Below are 15,443 nucleotides of genomic sequence, written 5' to 3'. Positions count from 1 at the left end.
AACGCGACCGCCGGCACGCTGGTGTTGGTCCATAAGCGGACCCGGCGGCCGACACGTCTCGTCGGCGCGGCGGCCGGGCTGCTCCTGGCCCTGGCCTACGCCCTACCGGCCGATCTGACATTTCGACAACTCCTGGCCCGTGGCGACCAGGAGGTCCTCTACCACCGGGAAGATGGGAGGGGTGTGGTGGAGGTGGTAGAGGATGCGTCAAGCGGCGTCCGTTCTCTCCTGGCCAACCGCTTGCGCCGGGAGGGAGCGGACGCGCCGGACGATATCTTTATCGCCCGCCAACAGGGCTATCTGCCGCTGTTGCTGCACCCGGCGCCGCACCGTCTGGCCGTGGTCGGTCTGGGCACCGGAGCCAGCCTGGCGGCGAGTCTGCTGGACCGGGTGGCGACCGTTACGGTCATCGAAATTTCACCGGGCGTGATTGAAGCCGCCCGTCTGTTTGCGCGGAGCAGTCGGGCCGTGCTGAGCGCGCCCAAGGTCCGGCTGGTCCAGGCCGACGGAGGCCGCTTTTTTCGGACCGACCGCCAGACCTATGACGTGATTGTCCAAGACCTGTTTTTCCCCTACCGGGCCGGAACGGGCAGTTTGTACACGCTGGAGCATTACACACGTCTGCGCCAGCGTCTCGCGCCCAAGGGCCTCGTCGTCCAATGGCTGTCTCTGAATCAGCTCACTCCCCGGGCCTTCCAGGTCATTGCCCGGACCTTCCAGCACGTGTTTCCCCACACCTCGCTGTGGCTGGTCGGTGGCTATGGCGCCCTGGTCGGCTCCGAGTCCGCCCATCCAATTGATTTTGCCACGCTCCAGCAGGCGTATGCCCGGGCGCTGGCCCAACACCCCGAGCTAAGCCGTACCAGCCCGGTCGATTTCCTGACCGCGTTTGTGTGTGGGCCGGACCGGCTGGCAGACTGGACCGCAGGCGCACCGTTCAACACCGAGGATAACGGCTGGATCGAGTACCGCAGCCCGCTCCCGTTCGATCAGCTGTATACGGAAAACGAGTTGGCGGTGGCGTCGCTGAGCCAGCTGCTGGACTATCGACAGCCGCCCCCGGTCACGAATCTGGACCCACGCGCCCGGCGGCGGCTTGAGCGCGCCTACCAGGCCCGCAGCCTGGCCCTGGCCGGCCTGACGCTGCTCCACCAGGGACATACCACGGCCGCCCACGAGCACTACCGGCGGGCCTACCGCCTCAATCCCAAAGACGCCTTTGCCGCCCACCACATGCGCGATACCTGGCTGGCGTCTGCGGCAGACCTGGTCGAGCAAGGACGCTACCGCGAAGCCCAGGACATGGTTTTCCGGGTGCTGAGTCTCAGCCCCGGCTCCCTGGCCGGCCGCTTTGTACTGGCCCAGACCCTGTTGGCCGAGGATCAGCCCCAGCGTGCCCTGGCCGAGTTCCAGACCATTGCCGGCCGAGCACCGGCCTATCCCGGCCTGCAAGACGCCCTGCGCTCTGCGCGGCAGCTGTCTCGACGGACCGACGCAGGCCAGGAGGATCGCTCATGAACAAGACCCTCGATTGTGGCCAGTGGTCCCTGCTGGTGTCCGAACTCAGCATGGTCTTGGGTCTGGTCTGGGCGCTGTCGTCTCCAGGCCAGCCGCCGAAGCGTCCCGACTTGGTTCGGGCACCGGGACCAACCCTACCCACTCATCGTCACGATTGCACTGACAAGAAAGGAGAAGCCCATGAACAAACCAGGCTTTTGGCAGTCACGAGACCAGCAGATCAGCATCTCCCAGTGTTCGGAAGGCTGTATTCATCTGGTGGTCGGACGGGCGATCATCAAAATGACTCAGGAAGAATTCTTCACCTTAGCCAAGCTGACCGACACCGCAAACCAGGAGATAGCCTTCCCTGACCCGGCCTCCGGGTCGGTGTCCGAGGTCGGCCACTGACACAGCTCTCCCCCGTCCAGACGGGAGGGGAAGGGAAAGCGGGACATCGCTACGAGGTGTTGCCATCGCTGGCGGATAGGCTGCTGGCGTCAGATGTCCCGCTTTCCCCGGATTGCCCGCCGTGCAAAGATGGTCCGCTATGCTGAGTCGATTCTTCTGGTTCGAACTCCTGCTTGCCCTGGCCCTGGGATTGGTTTTACGCCCAACCGTGGCCGCCGACTCTCCGATCTCGGTCCGGGATGGGGCGGGCCGTCACATCAGCCTGGCTCGACCGGCCGAACGCGTGATCGCGCTGAGTCAGGGCAGCCTGGATATCGTCCAGGCCCTGGGCGGCAGGCTGGTCGGGCGCCCCAGCCTGACCGGCATATCCCTGCCCGCCGAACTCCAGTCGCTGCCTGCGGTGGGCAATGCGGTCGCGCCGAACCTTGAGGCCATCCTGGCCGCCCGTCCGGATCTGATTATTGCCCCGGCCCAGGCCCACGGCGATGTCGCCCAACGCCTCCAGGTGGTGCAGGCCACCCAGTACCTGTCGCAGGCCCGCACTGTGGACGAGGTCGTCCAGGTCATCCGCGACATCGGGACGCTGCTCGGCCGCCCCGAGCAGGCCACAGCCCTCGGCCAAGACTTGCGCCAGGAGCTGGACGAGGTGCGGAGCGGCCTGCCCGCCACGCCGCGGCCGACGATCTTCCTGTTCGGAACGACCCAGGCCTTTCTGGTCATCGCCCCGTGGACGTATGCCGGCGACCTGCTGCGGCTGGCCGGAGGACAAAACCTGGCCGCCGACATTGTCTCCGCCTACCAACACGACCCGGGCTATGAGCTGGGGTTTCTGCCCCTCAGTCTTGAGGAACTGCTGGTCACCAAACCGGAGGTGATCTGCGTGCTGAGCCACGGCGATCCCCAGGCGGTGACCACCGCCCTCAGCGCCGAACTCGGCAGCCATCCGGCCTGGCAGGAACTCAGCGCCGTCCAGCGCGGCCGGGTTCACGTCATGCCGGCGACCCTGTTTTCGGCCGACCCGGGGCTGAACTTTCCCCAGGCCGTTCGCCTGCTGAGCGAGGTCTTACATGAGCGCCAGCCCTAGGGCGGCTTCAGCGACCGCCGAGGACCGGCCGGCGGCCGAGTCGGCCCGGGCGATTGAGCCGGCTACGCCACGGCCCGACGATCCGCGAACCACGACCCGGCTGGCCGTCCTGCTCATAAGCGGCGTGGCGCTGGCCGGGGTGAGCCTGCTGTCGCTGAGCCAGGGCAGCGTCACGGTGTCGGGTGGAGAAGTCTGGACGGCCCTGTTCGGTTCCCCACAGTCCGTCGCGGCCGAGACCACGGTCGGCACGACCATCGTCTGGACCCTGCGTCTGCCGCGTTTGATCCTGGCCATGTTGATCGGCAGCAGCCTGGCCCTGGCCGGGACCGTGCTCCAGGCCATCCTGCGCAACCCCCTGGCCGACCCAGGGATCATCGGGGTCTCGGCCGGCGGCGGGCTGGTCGCCGTCATCCTGCTGATTCTCTTTCCGCATATGACCGGCTGGCTGCCGCTCGGGGCCACGCTCGGCGGGCTGGGGATGGCGCTGCTCATCTATGGTATTGCCTGGAAAGACGGCACGGTCTTTCCGCTGCGGGTCATTCTGGCCGGGGTGGCGCTCAACACCGCCCTGGCCTCGCTCATGTCGCTGCTGATGCTGTTGTACAGCGAACGGGTGCCGGCCGTGCTGCCGTGGCTGGCCGGCACGCTGAGCGGCCGCAGCTGGCCCCAGGTCGGCCTGCTGTGGCCGTATGCCTGCGCCGCAGGCCTGCCGGTCTTTTTTTGCGCCCGTCAGCTGAACCTGCTGCTGCTCGGCGAAGAGCAGGCCGCAGCCCTGGGGCTGCCGGTGACCCTGACCCGGCTGGGACTGTCGGCCCTGGCCGCCGGGCTGGCCGCCGGCGTGGTCAGCGTGGCCGGGCTGATCGGATTTGTCGGGCTGGTCGTGCCCCATATGTGTCGGCTCCTGGTCGGCGCCGATCACCGCTTTCTGCTGCCCACCGCAGCTCTGGTCGGGGCCGGGCTGGTAGTAACGGCCGACCTCAGCGCGCGCACCCTGTTTGCCCCGCTTGAGATTCCGGTCGGCCTGCTGCTGGCCCTGCTGGGAGCGCCGTATTTCCTGTGGATACTGCGGAGAGGACTATGACCGATACGGCGCTGCTGGCGGCCAGTGGGCTGTACGCCGGCTATGGCCGGCGAACGGTCCTGCACGACGTGTCGCTGTCCATCCGGGCCGGAGAGATCGTGTCCCTGCTGGGCCCGAACGGCTCGGGCAAATCAACCCTGCTCAAGGCGCTCATCGGCCTGATCCCCAGCCAGCAGGGCGACATCGCGCTGTGGGGCAAGGCGCTACGCAGCCTGTCTTCCCGGGACATCGCCCGCAGGCTCGCCTTTGCGGCCCAGGGCGCCCAGGCTCCGGTCGGCTTCACGGTCGAGGAACTGGTGGCGCAGGGGCGGTTTCCACACCGGGACACGTTTTTTCTAATGCGCCCCGGCCGTCACCGCCAGGCCGTGGAACGCGCCCTGGCCCGCACCGGCCTGGCTCCGCTCCGCCACCGGCCGGTGACCCAGCTGTCGGGCGGCGAGCGTCAGCGGGTGTGGCTGGCCATGGCCATCGCCCAAGAGCCCCAGGTCTTGCTGCTCGACGAACCCATGACCTATTTGGACATCACCCATCAGCTGGATATCCTGGAGTTGGTCGGCCAACTCAACCGCGACAGGGGCGTGACCGTCTTCATGGCCCTGCACGATCTGAACCTTGCCGCCCGCTTCAGTCAGCGTGTGATCGTCCTGTCCGAGGGGAGCATCGCCGCCCACGGTCCTCCCCAGCAGGTCTTGACCCCGGAACTGTGCGCCGAGGTGTTCGGCGTCAGCATGAGCTTTGCCCGTGTGCCGGGCATCAGCGCTCCGATCCTGTATCCCTTACACACCACATCCCAGAGGAGGTAAGCCGTATGAGCATGGTTGTTGTGACGAATCGCATCCCGGTGGCCAAGGGTCATGAAGCCGACTTTGAGGAACGTTTTCGCAGCCGGGCCGGCCTGATTGATACGGAACCCGGCTTTATCCGCAACGAAATCCTGCGGCCCATCAAGGGCGACTACTATCTGGTCAAAACCTACTGGCGCAGTCAGGCCGACTTTGAACGCTGGACCAAAAGCGACTCCTTTCGCCAGGCCCACTCCAGGCGCCCGCCGGCCGACATGTTTGCCGGCAGTAACGTCTTGGAAATCCACAAAGTTATCCAGGAGAGCGGCGTGTCCCTCAGCCCAGAGAATCCCTAGGTCGGCTCCGGGTGCTTGACGGCCTGAAGAAAAAACTATACTGAAATTGAAAATCAAATTCAATTAAAAAGTTGACCTGAGCGATCAGGTTGAAACCGACACACGTCAATTAGGCCAGCGGCCCTAAGCCTAGAGCCCGTAAGGACGGTGAAACACCGTTTCCTTGCGGGCTTTTTTTGTTGCGCCTGGTGAGGACCCATGCTTGATGTCACGAAATTCCTGAGTCTCGGCGGCCCGGTGGTCGGGCTCCTGGCCGTCCTATCGCTGGTCGCGCTGACCGTCATTCTGGTGAAACTGTGGCAATGGTGGCTGCAACGCCCTCGGCCCAAGGGAGTGGTCGAGCAGGCTCTGGCGCATCTGGAAAAAGGGGAACGCTCGCAGGCCGTCATTCTGCTCCAGGGTCAGCCCAACCATCGGGCTCATGTCATCAGCCAGACCCTGCGCCTGCTTGACAACGGCGTGCTCGGCCTTGAGGGGCTCAAAAACGAAGCCCTGCGCCTGGCGCGCGGGGCGGCGGCTACGCTCAGCAGTTATCTCCGCATCCTGGAGGTGATCGCCGCTCTGGCCCCGTTGCTGGGACTGTTGGGCACCGTGCTGGGCATGATCGAGGCGTTTCAGGCCATGCAGGCCGCAGGAACGCAGGTGAACCCGGCCGTGCTGTCGGGCGGCATCTGGCAGGCCCTGCTGACCACTGCGGTCGGTCTCAGCATCGCCATCCCCGTCTCCATCACCAACAGTTGGCTGGAACGCAAAGTCGAAGTCGAAGCTGCGGCCATGCTCGACGGCCTGGAGCGAATTTTTACCCTGGAGGCCGAACGCTCGGGCCAGCGGCCCGACTACCGGGAGAAACAGGTCGGATGAATACCACACCGCTGTATGCTGCGCGGCGAAGAGCGGTCAGTCTGACGGCGCTGATCGACGTGGTGTTCATTCTGCTGATGTTCTTCATGCTGACCTCGACCTTCAGCCGCTGGAAAGCGGTCGATTTCCACTTCCCGGTCGCCGGCCCCGAACTCAGCTCGCAGCAGCCCCAGACCATGATTCTGCACGAAAACGGTGCGCTGTCGTTGAACGGTCAGCCGTTTCCTGTACCGCCACCTGACGGTCCCCGGCAGGGCGGCAGACTCGATGCGACCAGACCGGTGGTGGTGTTTCCCGAGGCCGAGACCCGGCTGCAAACCATCATCTCCGTCTTCGAGCAACTCCAGGCGGCCGGCAGCGGCGGCGTTTCGCTGGGTAAAAGCCTGGAGCGGGACACGCAAAACTGAAGCGGAGCGCATATGTTCGACACCCTGGCCAAACCGCGTCCCAGCCGGGATCTCAACATGATCCCGCTGATCAACATCGTCCTGCTGCTGCTGATCTTTTTCCTGATCGCCGGACAGCTGGCCAACACCCAAGCGCCTGAGATTCAACTGCCCGTCTCCGACAGCGCCAAGCCGATTGAGCAGCACAAAATCATCCTGGCGCTCGATACCCACTTGTGGCTGAACGGCGAACAGATCGGGCCCGACGCCCTGGGAACCGCACTGCAAGCCGCCATGTCTGAGGACACCCAGACGATTGTGTTGCAAGCAGACAGAGACGTGACAGCCGGATCGCTCGACGGCGTGCTCGATGTCCTGCGGGCTCAGGGGATAACGACCGTGACCCTGTACAGCCTCAATGCCGACACCGCGTAAGGGGCGACCCATGGGCAAGTCACACTGGTTCTTTGCACTCGTCATGGCCGCATCCATTCATCTTGCCGGCGCCTACGCCTACATCGCCCTGGCTCCCGAGCGCATCGCACCGAGCGGCGCTCAATATGTGGGTGAGGGCGGCCTTGAGATCGGCTTGGGCAGCATGGGTTCGTACGCAGAGCTGACCGAGACACACGCCGACACCCCTGCGCCGGAACCAGACCTCGGACAGACAGACACAGCCCAGGAAGATGTCCCCGAGGAAGCGCCAAATCCAGAGCCAGCTGCAACACCGCCTCCCCCCGTCGAATCCCGCATGGCCACAATCGAACCGGTAGTCGTGCCCGAGCCCGAGCGGGCTGTCGTCCAGGCTGAACAGCCTACCGAGGTCGAAGATCCGCCCGTCGAGGCGCCGCCGCCTCCGGCCGAAGAATCCTCGGCTGAAGAGTCCTTGGCCGAGAGGCCGCCGCAACCCGCGCCCAAGCGAGAACCGGCGCGGACGCCCGGCACGACCGAGGCGCCCCGGACCGACCAGCAATCCGCTCTTCGGACGGCGGCCCGTGCGACCGGCAGAGGACACAGCCGGAGATTCGGCGGGCAGGCCGGAGACCCGAGCAGCTATTTCAGCGCCCTCATCGCCTGGCTGAACCAGTACAAGGACTACCCCGCGGCGGTGAAAAAGAGAAAGCAACAGGGCGTCGTCGTGGTCGCATTTACCATCGACCGCAGCGGCGCAGTGCTCGCCTCCAGCGTGCAACACAGCTCGGGCTATCCGTTGTTGGACCGGGCCGCGCTCGACATGCTGGACCGGGCCAGCCCGCTGCCCGCCATGCCGGAGTCCATACCCCAGCAACGCCTGAATCTCGCCGTGCCGGTCGAGTATCTGAACGCGAAAGGAGCAAACCATGAAGCAATCACAGCTGAAAGAGCCGGTCGAACTTCGACGGCCGGCCGCCTCCAACTTGACCAGCAACGCCATAGCGCTGAGTATTTCGGCGGTGATGCTCGGCGGCACGGCCTCGGCCCAGGAGGCTCAGGACGAGGAGCAGGTCCAGTTGGACAAGGTACAGATCCAGGACCGGACAATCGACACCAACCCCTACGCCGAGCCCGGCGCGCCGTATAAGGCGCGTATTTCGGGCGATCCGCGCCGCCTCAAGGAGATCGCGGACACGCCCGCCACCATGAGCGTGCTGACCCAGACCCAGATCGAGGACTCGGGCAAGTCGGACTTGCGCGAGATACTCGCCGCCCAGCCGGGCATCACCCTGGGCACCGGAGAAGGCGGCAACGCCTTTGGCGACCGCTATATCATTCGCGGTCACGAGGCCCGCAGCGATGTGTTCGTGGACGGCCTGCGCGATCCGGGCATGACGATTCGCGAGAGCTTCGCCCTGGAGCAGGTCGAAATCACCAAAGGACCCAGCTCGACCTTTGCCGGGCGCGGCTCGACCGGAGGCGCCATCAACGGCATCACCAAGCAGGCCAGCAGCGAGTATGACTTCATCAAGTTCCAGGGCGGTCCGGGCACCGACGAGTATTACCGCGTCCATCTGGATGTGAACAAACGCATCACCGATGAGCTGGCCGTGCGCGCCAACCTGCTGTACGCCGACGAAGAAGTTCCCGACCGAGCGCCCGCCGAACGCCTGCGCCGTGGCGCGGCCCTGTCCGGCAGATACGACCCCACGGACAACAAATTCTACTTTTCCTTTGATTACTACTTTCTTGACGCCAAGGACGACCCGGACCTCGGCACCCAGATTGAGCAGTTCGGCGACCCGATCAAAAACATTCCGGTCTACCTGCAAAAGGGGCGCGACTTTCTGGAGTCAGAAGTCCACGCCTTCACGTTCCGCACCGGCTATGAGTTCAGCGAGAATTTCCGGGTAGAAAACGCCACCCGCTACGGTTTCACCGACAACGGCTATGTGCTCACTGGAACCAGTTTCTTCTGGAAACTGGCTGGCACCGATACCCCTGGCTTCAGGTTGAGTCAGAAAGATGGCTGGCAGGAGGTGGACTATATTTCCAATCAGATCAACGTCTACCTGGACACCAAGCTGGGGTTCACGCAGCACGGCTTGCTGTTGGGCCTTGAGTACTCGGAACACAATGTGCTTAACGGCCGCTACAATGTGACTCCCGGAGGAACGCCGAACTGTGATGTCGAGGGAGTGTGGCGAGGCGAGCTCTACAGCCGCCCCGACAGTTACTGCATGTATGACAGCCCCGGCCAGTTGACCAGCAACCTGAACAGCTTCATGGATCTGGATATCACCAAGGGCGCCTTCGATTCCGACTATTCCATCGAAACCACGTCGGTCTACCTGATGGACACGGTTGACCTGGCCTACGGATTTTCTACCTTCCTGGGAGTGCGCGCCGACTATTTTGATTACAGCAATAGCGTCGTCAGACGTGGCGAAACCACCGATTACACCTATTCCGACCTGCTGTGGAACGGCCACGCCGGGCTGGTCTACGCCTTCAAAGAGTGGGGCAACATCTATTTCTCATGGTCCACGTCCAGCAACATCAACGGTGGTGGCGAGTCGGACCTGGGCGGCAACTGTGGCTACGGCGGGATCTGCGGCCTGCCGAATCAGGTCCGGGACAGCAAACCCGAGTTCACCGAAAACCTGGAACTCGGCAGCAAATGGAACCTGCTGAACAACAAACTGTTGCTGACGGCCGCAGCCTTCCAGGTCACCAAAGACGACGTGATGGAAAACGTGGGCGACGATTACGAGGCGCTGGGCACCCTCAACACCGGCAAGAACCGGGTCAGAGGGCTGGAATTCTCGGTCGTCGGGAATCTGACCGAGGATCTGAGCTTCGTCGTTGCGGCGGCGATCATGGAATCGGAAGTCCGCGATTCGCACACTCGACTCAACGTCGGCAGGCGGCTGAGCAACTTCGCCAATGAGGGCGTCTTCGCCCAACTCCGCTACCGGGTGCCCTATCTCCCGGCGTTGTCGGTCGGCGCAGTCGTGACCTATCAGAGCAAGATGTACACCGGCCAGCCGGATTCGGCGGCCGGCTACGACGCGGAGGTCGGCAAGTACTCCTACAAGGTTCCCGGCTATACGGTGCTGGATCTGTTTGCCAACTATAAGATCACCGAACAGATCGGTCTGCGTGTGAACATCGGCAATGTCACCAATGAGGATTACTATCTGGCCGGCTACCGTAGCGGCTCATTCGTGTACATCGGCGACGCGCGCAACGCCAAGCTGGCGCTCACCTACAGCTTCTAGCGTCTGTCGAAACCGGTCTGAGGCTCGGGGGGGCTCAGCAGCGCCCCCCCGAGCCTCCCCGGACCAGGAGAGGCGTATGAAGCCTGCCAAGCGGCCCAAGCTCACACGCATTCCGCCCGAGTTGGCGTGCGTCTCGGACTACGAGCATTTGGCAAAGGATTTCGTTCCTCACAGCGTATACGAGTATATCGCCGGGGGTGGGGCCGATGACATCAGCCTGCACAGCAATCGGCGCGCGTTTGACCGCATAGAGCTGTTCAGCCGGGTGCTGAGCGACTGCACGGGCGGCACCACGGCGCTGAGTCTGCTCGACGAGCCGTTTCGGCACCCCGTGCTGTTGGCCCCCGTGGCCTACCAGAAACTCGTCCATCCCGACGGTGAGCGGGCGACGGCCCAGGCGGCCGACGCCCTGCAGGCGGGATTCATCGCCAGTACCATGGCCTCGGTCTCGCTGGAGGCCATTGCGGCAGAGCTGAGCGGAAACAAATGGTTCCAGCTGTACGTGCAAGACTCGCGGGAGGGAACGCTGTCGCTGTTGCGACGGGCCGAGGCGGCCGGCTATACCGCGCTGGTCGTCACGGTTGACGCGCCCATCAACGGCTTACGCAACCGTGCCCAACGCGCAGGATTTGCCTTGCCACAGCAGGTCCAGGCGGTGAACCTGGGCGGCCTGCCCCAGTCCAGTCCGCCCAGCTTGGGGGCCGAGCACAGCATCGTGTTTCAGGGGCTGATGGCCAGCGCCCCGACCTGGGCCGACCTCGTCTGGTTGCGGCGGCAGACTGCCCTGCCCATCATTGTGAAAGGCATCCTGCATCCGGCCGACGCCGTGCGCGTCGCCGACATGGGGCTGGCCGGGGTAGTGGTGTCGAACCATGGGGGCCGGACTCTGGACGGCCTGCCGGCCAGCATCAGCGCTTTACCTGCCGTACGGGCGGCGCTGGGTCCCGATTTTCTGGTCCTGCTCGACGGCGGCATACGCCGGGGGACTGATGTCTTCAAGGCGCTGGCCTTGGGCGCCAACGCGGTCCTCGTCGGAAGACCACAGGTCTATGCCCTTGCGGTTGCGGGCGCGCTGGGTGTGGCCCATATGCTGCGCCTCCTACGGGAGGAACTGGAAGTGACAATGGCGCTGACCGGCTGCCCGACGCTGGCACATATCACCATGGACGCGCTCTACCCCAGCGAAGCGTGGACCGGACTCGACTAGGCCATGCTCATTCCTCTCCACACGGTTCTGACCAAGAACCACGTGCGCCACTTTCGGGAAACCCTAGGCCACGGGCCGTGGCTCGACGGCAAACGGACGGCGGGGATACAGGCCAGCGACGTCAAGCGGAATCAGCAGCTTGACGACCGCTCCGAGTCGGCGGCAGATCTGCGCCGGCAGCTGCTGACGCTCTTGGGACAACACCAGCTGTTTGTGTCTGCAGCCCTGCCCCACAGAATCCTGTCCCCACAGTTCAGCCGTTACTGTGCCGGTCACCGCTACGGTGCGCACGTAGACAACGCCGTCATGCCGACCGGCGACCCGGACCGGATTCTGCGAACCGACCTGTCGGCCACACTCTTCCTCAGCCATCCCGACGAATACGACGGCGGAGAACTCAGCATTGAGACGACCTATGGAGTACAAGAGATCAAGCTCGACGCCGGCGACATGATCCTCTACCCGTCCGGCAGCCTGCATCGCGTCGCTCCGGTGACGCGCGGCATTAGAATATGCGCGCTGGTCTGGATACAAAGCATGGTCCGCGACAACCACCGGCGGGCGCTGCTGTTTGATCTGGACCAGAGCATTCAGGCGCTGACTCGAAAACGGGGCGGCACGGATCAGGAAGTGCAGCGGCTGACCGGGGTGTACCACAACTTGGTCAGAATGTGGGCCGAAGTCTGACCGCTCCCGGCCGCTGAGAGCAGCGCCTGACGGCCCATGAAGAAGTGCTGAAACCTGGAGTCTTGTATGCGAAACCTGTGGATCAACCTCCACCTGTACCTGGCGGCGTTCTTGGCGCCCTGCCTGTTGGTGATGGCCATTTCGGGCGGGCTTTATCTGGTGGGGATCAAGGGAACGCTGACCAGCACCCCGGTGAGCGTCCCGGCCGGAACGGTCATCGACCTGGGCTCCCCCTCTCTTGAGGCTGACGTCCGCGCTCTGCTGCGTCAGCTCGGCATCGCGTACGAGTTTGAATATGTGAGGAAGAGCGGCAGCCGCCTGCTGACCCGTCCGACCTCGCGGACCTACTATGAGATGGCGCTGGCCGACGACACGCTGGAGGTCACACGCCACGTGCCCGACTTGCAGAAGTGCCTGATCGAACTCCACAAGGGTCATGGCCCGCTGCTGTTCAAGGATTTCCAGAAGATTCTGGCGGTCGGCGTGTTGTTCATTGTCTTCAGCGGCCTGCGGCTCGGACTGTCTTCCCCCGGCCTGCGGACACGAACCATTGTCACCGGCTTTGGCGGGCTGGCCCTGTTCGTGCTGCTGGCCTTCGGCATGTAGGAAAAGTTTTGAGCAAAAAAATGCTCCCGGCTCTTGACAGACCGCTCCATGAATAATATGTAATTGAAATTGATGATCAAATTCAACTGAGCAAACGCTCAATGACACACAGAGGCCAGTGGCCGTAAGCCTAGAGCCCGAAAGGATGGTGACAGCGTGCGTCCTCACGGGCTTTTTCATGGCCGCCGGCCGGCCGCAGACATCAGTTTTCAGCGGGAACCCCTCCTTCCTGCTGTTGCCCCGAGGGTCCCTGCCCTGCCCTTGGGGCATCCCTTTTCAGTAGGAATCCTCCTTCCTGCTGTTGCCCCGGGGGGCGTTCCCCCCCTGACCCCCGGGGCGCCCTCGTGTCCCGGGGGTCATCCTTTTCCAGTGTCCGTCTGACTCGGGAGGAATTCGCTATGCTCACCGTCTGGAAAGCACGCACCCATCCGTTCGTGTCCCGAAAAGCACGTCCATCTCAAGATCGGCACTGTCGTGCTGGAACTGACAACCAAGGAGTTGAACACGCTGGCGACCCTGAGCAAGACCGCCCAGCTGACCATCCAAGGGCCGCACTACACAAAAATTACGGTCACCGGCCGTTAGCCGGACCAGCAGTGTGGTAGGAGAATATCGGTGCTCCTGCCATTTGCCCCGGGGAGTCACCCTCCTGATTTCCCCGGGGCGCCTCAATAAGCCCCTACAAGATCGCCTCGGTATCTGGGAATTGTTTTTGGGGAGCCCGGGCGCTACCTGCGACTCAGGCAACGTGGCGACCGCTGATGGCTTCGCGCAAGCCTTCGAGCAGCCCTTCGACCTTGGCCATCCGCTCGCGCAGCTCCGTCTCCAGACGGGTCATCCGCTCGCGCAGCTCTTTGACCTCGCCGCGTACGTCTCTGATCTCGCTTCTGATCTCGTTGCGAAGCCGATAGTTGGAAGTCGCAATCGCGATCAGGATCACAATCCCGGTGCCGATGATGGTCCACGAGTCGGGGATCATAGCCAGGAGCCTCCTCTACGCGCCCCTCTACCACGGCCACCACCCCCTGTCCAGCGTTGACCAAGTTCGAGACAGCGGCCGGGCGCCGCTCATGCCTCGCTCATGCCTCAGGCTTCTGCCCGACCAGAAAAATGGCGCCGATATGGTCCCGGTATCGGGTAAAAGCCCGGCGCATGGCCAGCACCCGCCGCCGGGCCGGGGTATTACCAAGTACATTCCTGACCAGCCTCAGGGCGCCCCACACGCCCTCGTCCTGGACAAGGCGGCGCGGCCCCAGCAGACGCATCGGCGCATAGCCGCCGTGCCGGACTTGAAAGCCCGCAGTCTCAAGCAGCCCCCGCCACTCGGCGTTGGGCAGCGGCCGGGCTCCAACGTGCAGCACTGAGGACAGGCCGGCGTAGATCTCGTCGCGGTTTGCCGGGGCGATATTGTCGGGAAAGAGGCACAGCTCGTGGATGCCGTAGCGACCACCGGGCCGCAGCAGGCGAAACGCCTCGGTCATGATGCGCTGCTTATGGTCCTGGGTGTTCATGGTCAGCATGGCTTCGCCGAGCACCACCGAGGCCGAGGCATCCGCCAGCTCGGTCCGCTCGGCCTGGCCGACCACCACCGAGATGCGTGAGCGATCCGGCAGATGACGACGGGTCCATTCGGCGGCCTCGGTATCGCGTTCCACCCCGGTGTAGCTGCGCGGGCCGCACTCCAGGATCATGCGCGCCGTGCCGCCAAGGCCGGGGGCGAATTCGACCACAGCGTCCTCTCCACCGATGGCCAGACCGTCGAGCAGGGCGCGGGTGATACCCAGCCCGCCCGGTCGTAGCACCCGCTTGCCCAGCCGGGCCAGCAGCCAGTGGGCGGGCATTTTTGAGACATCGAGGTCTGTTCCCGGCAGCGTGTCAGGTTCCTGAGATTCATGCGAGGTCATACGTCCCTTTCCGCCCGGTTGGCGTGTGATGGACATGAAAAAAGCCCGCGAGGATTTCTTCCTCGCGGGCTCTGGGATGCGTCGTCCTCTGGCCTCATGGATGCAGTTGCGGACCTTGAAGGTATCCGTCAGTATGAACAATATGTAGACCATAGTTGAAATTGAAAGTCAATTTCACTACTGTGGCGGCATGCAAAAGACCCTGGCGGATCTCGCACCCTCCGAGTCCGGGCAAATTCACGCCATCAGCGGCACCGACGGTATCTCCCACCGCTTGGCCGAACTCGGCTTTACCCGAGGCCAAACGGTCCAGGTCATCCGCTTTGCGCCCTTAGGCGATCCCATCCAGATCCGCATACGTGGCTTCCAGCTCGCCCTGCGCCGTCAAGAAGCTACCCGCGTCCTGCTTGCCTCCCCAACCCCCAGCGCATAAAAAGACAGTCCTGTATGGCCAGCCTCTCCCCCTCTGATTCCCTTGACCTGCCTGTCAGCGCCGGACGCCAATACCGGGTAGCGGTGGTCGGCAACCCCAATACGGGCAAGACCACCCTGTTCAACGCCCTGACCGGCCTGAGCCAGCATACCGGCAACTATCCCGGCGTCACGGTGGAAAGCGCGCTGGGAGAATTCCGCGAAGACCGCGACCGTTTTCTGGTGGTGGACCTGCCCGGGACCTACTCGCTGGCCGCCCGTGCCCCGGATGAAATGATTGCGGTGTCGGTGCTGCTGGGTCGCGGCAAAGGCGTGGCCCAGCCGGATGTGATTGTGTGTGTGGTCGATGCCACCAATCTCGACCGCAACCTATACCTGGCGACCCAGGTCATTGATATCGGGCTGCCGCTGGTCATTGCCCTGAGCATGACCGATCTGGCCGACAAACAGGGAC

At 63.9% G+C, this 15,443-nt stretch carries 17 protein-coding genes; 15 read left to right on the top strand and 2 right to left on the bottom strand.

Annotated features, from left to right (window positions below; genetic code table 11):
- From J4F42_19315 to J4F42_19255, 13 genes are all read left to right on the top strand, one after another.
- Positions 1 to 1,518: tetratricopeptide repeat protein (locus J4F42_19315; protein MCE2487668.1), on the top strand; the 1,518-nt coding region annotated here is incomplete at its 5' end.
- Between the two features lie 180 nt (positions 1,519 to 1,698).
- Positions 1,699 to 1,908 (top strand): hypothetical protein, encoded by a 210-nt coding sequence (locus J4F42_19310; protein MCE2487667.1) that lies wholly within the window; start codon positions 1,699 to 1,701, stop codon positions 1,906 to 1,908.
- 139 nt (positions 1,909 to 2,047) lie between these two features.
- Positions 2,048 to 2,992 carry an ABC transporter substrate-binding protein gene (locus J4F42_19305; protein ID MCE2487666.1) on the top strand — a complete coding sequence of 315 codons (945 nt, stop codon included), beginning with the start codon at positions 2,048 to 2,050 and terminating at the stop codon, positions 2,990 to 2,992.
- The gene (locus tag J4F42_19300; GenBank protein MCE2487665.1) at positions 2,976 to 4,073 is read left to right on the top strand and encodes an iron ABC transporter permease; all 1,098 of its coding nucleotides are present in this window, start codon (positions 2,976 to 2,978) and stop codon (positions 4,071 to 4,073) included. Before J4F42_19305 ends, J4F42_19300 begins: the two co-directional genes overlap by 17 nt.
- The gene (locus J4F42_19295) at positions 4,070 to 4,876 is read left to right on the top strand and encodes an ABC transporter ATP-binding protein (protein MCE2487664.1); all 807 of its coding nucleotides are present in this window, start codon (positions 4,070 to 4,072) and stop codon (positions 4,874 to 4,876) included. The genes J4F42_19300 and J4F42_19295 overlap by 4 nt, the downstream gene beginning before the upstream one ends.
- A gap of 5 nt (positions 4,877 to 4,881) precedes the next feature.
- Entirely contained in the window at positions 4,882 to 5,211 is a 330-nt protein-coding gene (locus J4F42_19290) for an antibiotic biosynthesis monooxygenase (protein ID MCE2487663.1), read from the top strand.
- A gap of 198 nt (positions 5,212 to 5,409) precedes the next feature.
- Positions 5,410 to 6,072, top strand: a complete 663-nt coding sequence (locus J4F42_19285; protein ID MCE2487662.1) for a MotA/TolQ/ExbB proton channel family protein — start codon at positions 5,410 to 5,412, stop codon at positions 6,070 to 6,072.
- Positions 6,069 to 6,479: a biopolymer transporter ExbD gene (locus tag J4F42_19280; protein ID MCE2487661.1), complete on the top strand. Its 411-nt coding sequence runs from the start codon at positions 6,069 to 6,071 to the stop codon at positions 6,477 to 6,479. Before J4F42_19285 ends, J4F42_19280 begins: the two co-directional genes overlap by 4 nt.
- Positions 6,480 to 6,491: 12 nt before the next feature.
- Positions 6,492 to 6,893: a biopolymer transporter ExbD gene (locus J4F42_19275; GenBank protein MCE2487660.1), complete on the top strand. Its 402-nt coding sequence runs from the start codon at positions 6,492 to 6,494 to the stop codon at positions 6,891 to 6,893.
- A 905-nt stretch (positions 6,894 to 7,798) separates the two neighbouring features.
- On the top strand, positions 7,799 to 10,153 hold the full coding sequence (locus J4F42_19270; GenBank protein ID MCE2487659.1) for a TonB-dependent receptor: 2,355 nt from the start codon (positions 7,799 to 7,801) through the stop codon (positions 10,151 to 10,153).
- Positions 10,154 to 10,229: 76 nt separating this feature from the next.
- Positions 10,230 to 11,360, top strand: coding sequence for an alpha-hydroxy-acid oxidizing protein (locus J4F42_19265; protein MCE2487658.1), 1,131 nt, complete (start codon positions 10,230 to 10,232; stop codon positions 11,358 to 11,360).
- 3 nt (positions 11,361 to 11,363) lie between these two features.
- Positions 11,364 to 12,047, top strand: coding sequence for a Fe2+-dependent dioxygenase (locus J4F42_19260; GenBank protein MCE2487657.1), 684 nt, complete (start codon positions 11,364 to 11,366; stop codon positions 12,045 to 12,047).
- A 66-nt stretch (positions 12,048 to 12,113) separates the two neighbouring features.
- Positions 12,114 to 12,653, top strand: coding sequence for a hypothetical protein (locus J4F42_19255; protein ID MCE2487656.1), 540 nt, complete (start codon positions 12,114 to 12,116; stop codon positions 12,651 to 12,653).
- A gap of 739 nt (positions 12,654 to 13,392) precedes the next feature.
- On the opposite strand, the gene J4F42_19250 is transcribed toward J4F42_19255, so the two are convergent.
- Both J4F42_19250 and J4F42_19245 read right to left on the bottom strand, forming a co-directional pair.
- Positions 13,393 to 13,632, bottom strand: a complete 240-nt coding sequence (locus J4F42_19250) for a hypothetical protein (GenBank protein ID MCE2487655.1) — start codon at positions 13,630 to 13,632, stop codon at positions 13,393 to 13,395.
- Positions 13,633 to 13,732: 100 nt separating this feature from the next.
- Complete coding sequence (locus tag J4F42_19245; GenBank protein MCE2487654.1) at positions 13,733 to 14,557, bottom strand: methyltransferase domain-containing protein; 825 nt, start codon at positions 14,555 to 14,557, stop codon at positions 13,733 to 13,735.
- Between the two features lie 190 nt (positions 14,558 to 14,747).
- Here J4F42_19245 and J4F42_19240 point away from each other — a divergent pair, with 190 nt between their 5' ends.
- Positions 14,748 to 14,990 carry a ferrous iron transport protein A gene (locus tag J4F42_19240; protein MCE2487653.1) on the top strand — a complete coding sequence of 81 codons (243 nt, stop codon included), beginning with the start codon at positions 14,748 to 14,750 and terminating at the stop codon, positions 14,988 to 14,990.
- A gap of 14 nt (positions 14,991 to 15,004) precedes the next feature.
- On the top strand, positions 15,005 to 15,443 hold a 439-nt coding region (locus tag J4F42_19235; GenBank protein ID MCE2487652.1), incomplete at its 3' end, for a 50S ribosome-binding GTPase.

The sequence above is a fragment of the Desulfurellaceae bacterium genome (assembly GCA_021296095.1).
In the GTDB taxonomy this organism is placed as follows: domain Bacteria; phylum Desulfobacterota; class Binatia; order Bin18; family Bin18; genus JAAXHF01.
The sequence above is the reverse complement of the archived record's forward strand: the minus strand, read 5'-3'. Positions and strand labels throughout refer to the sequence as shown.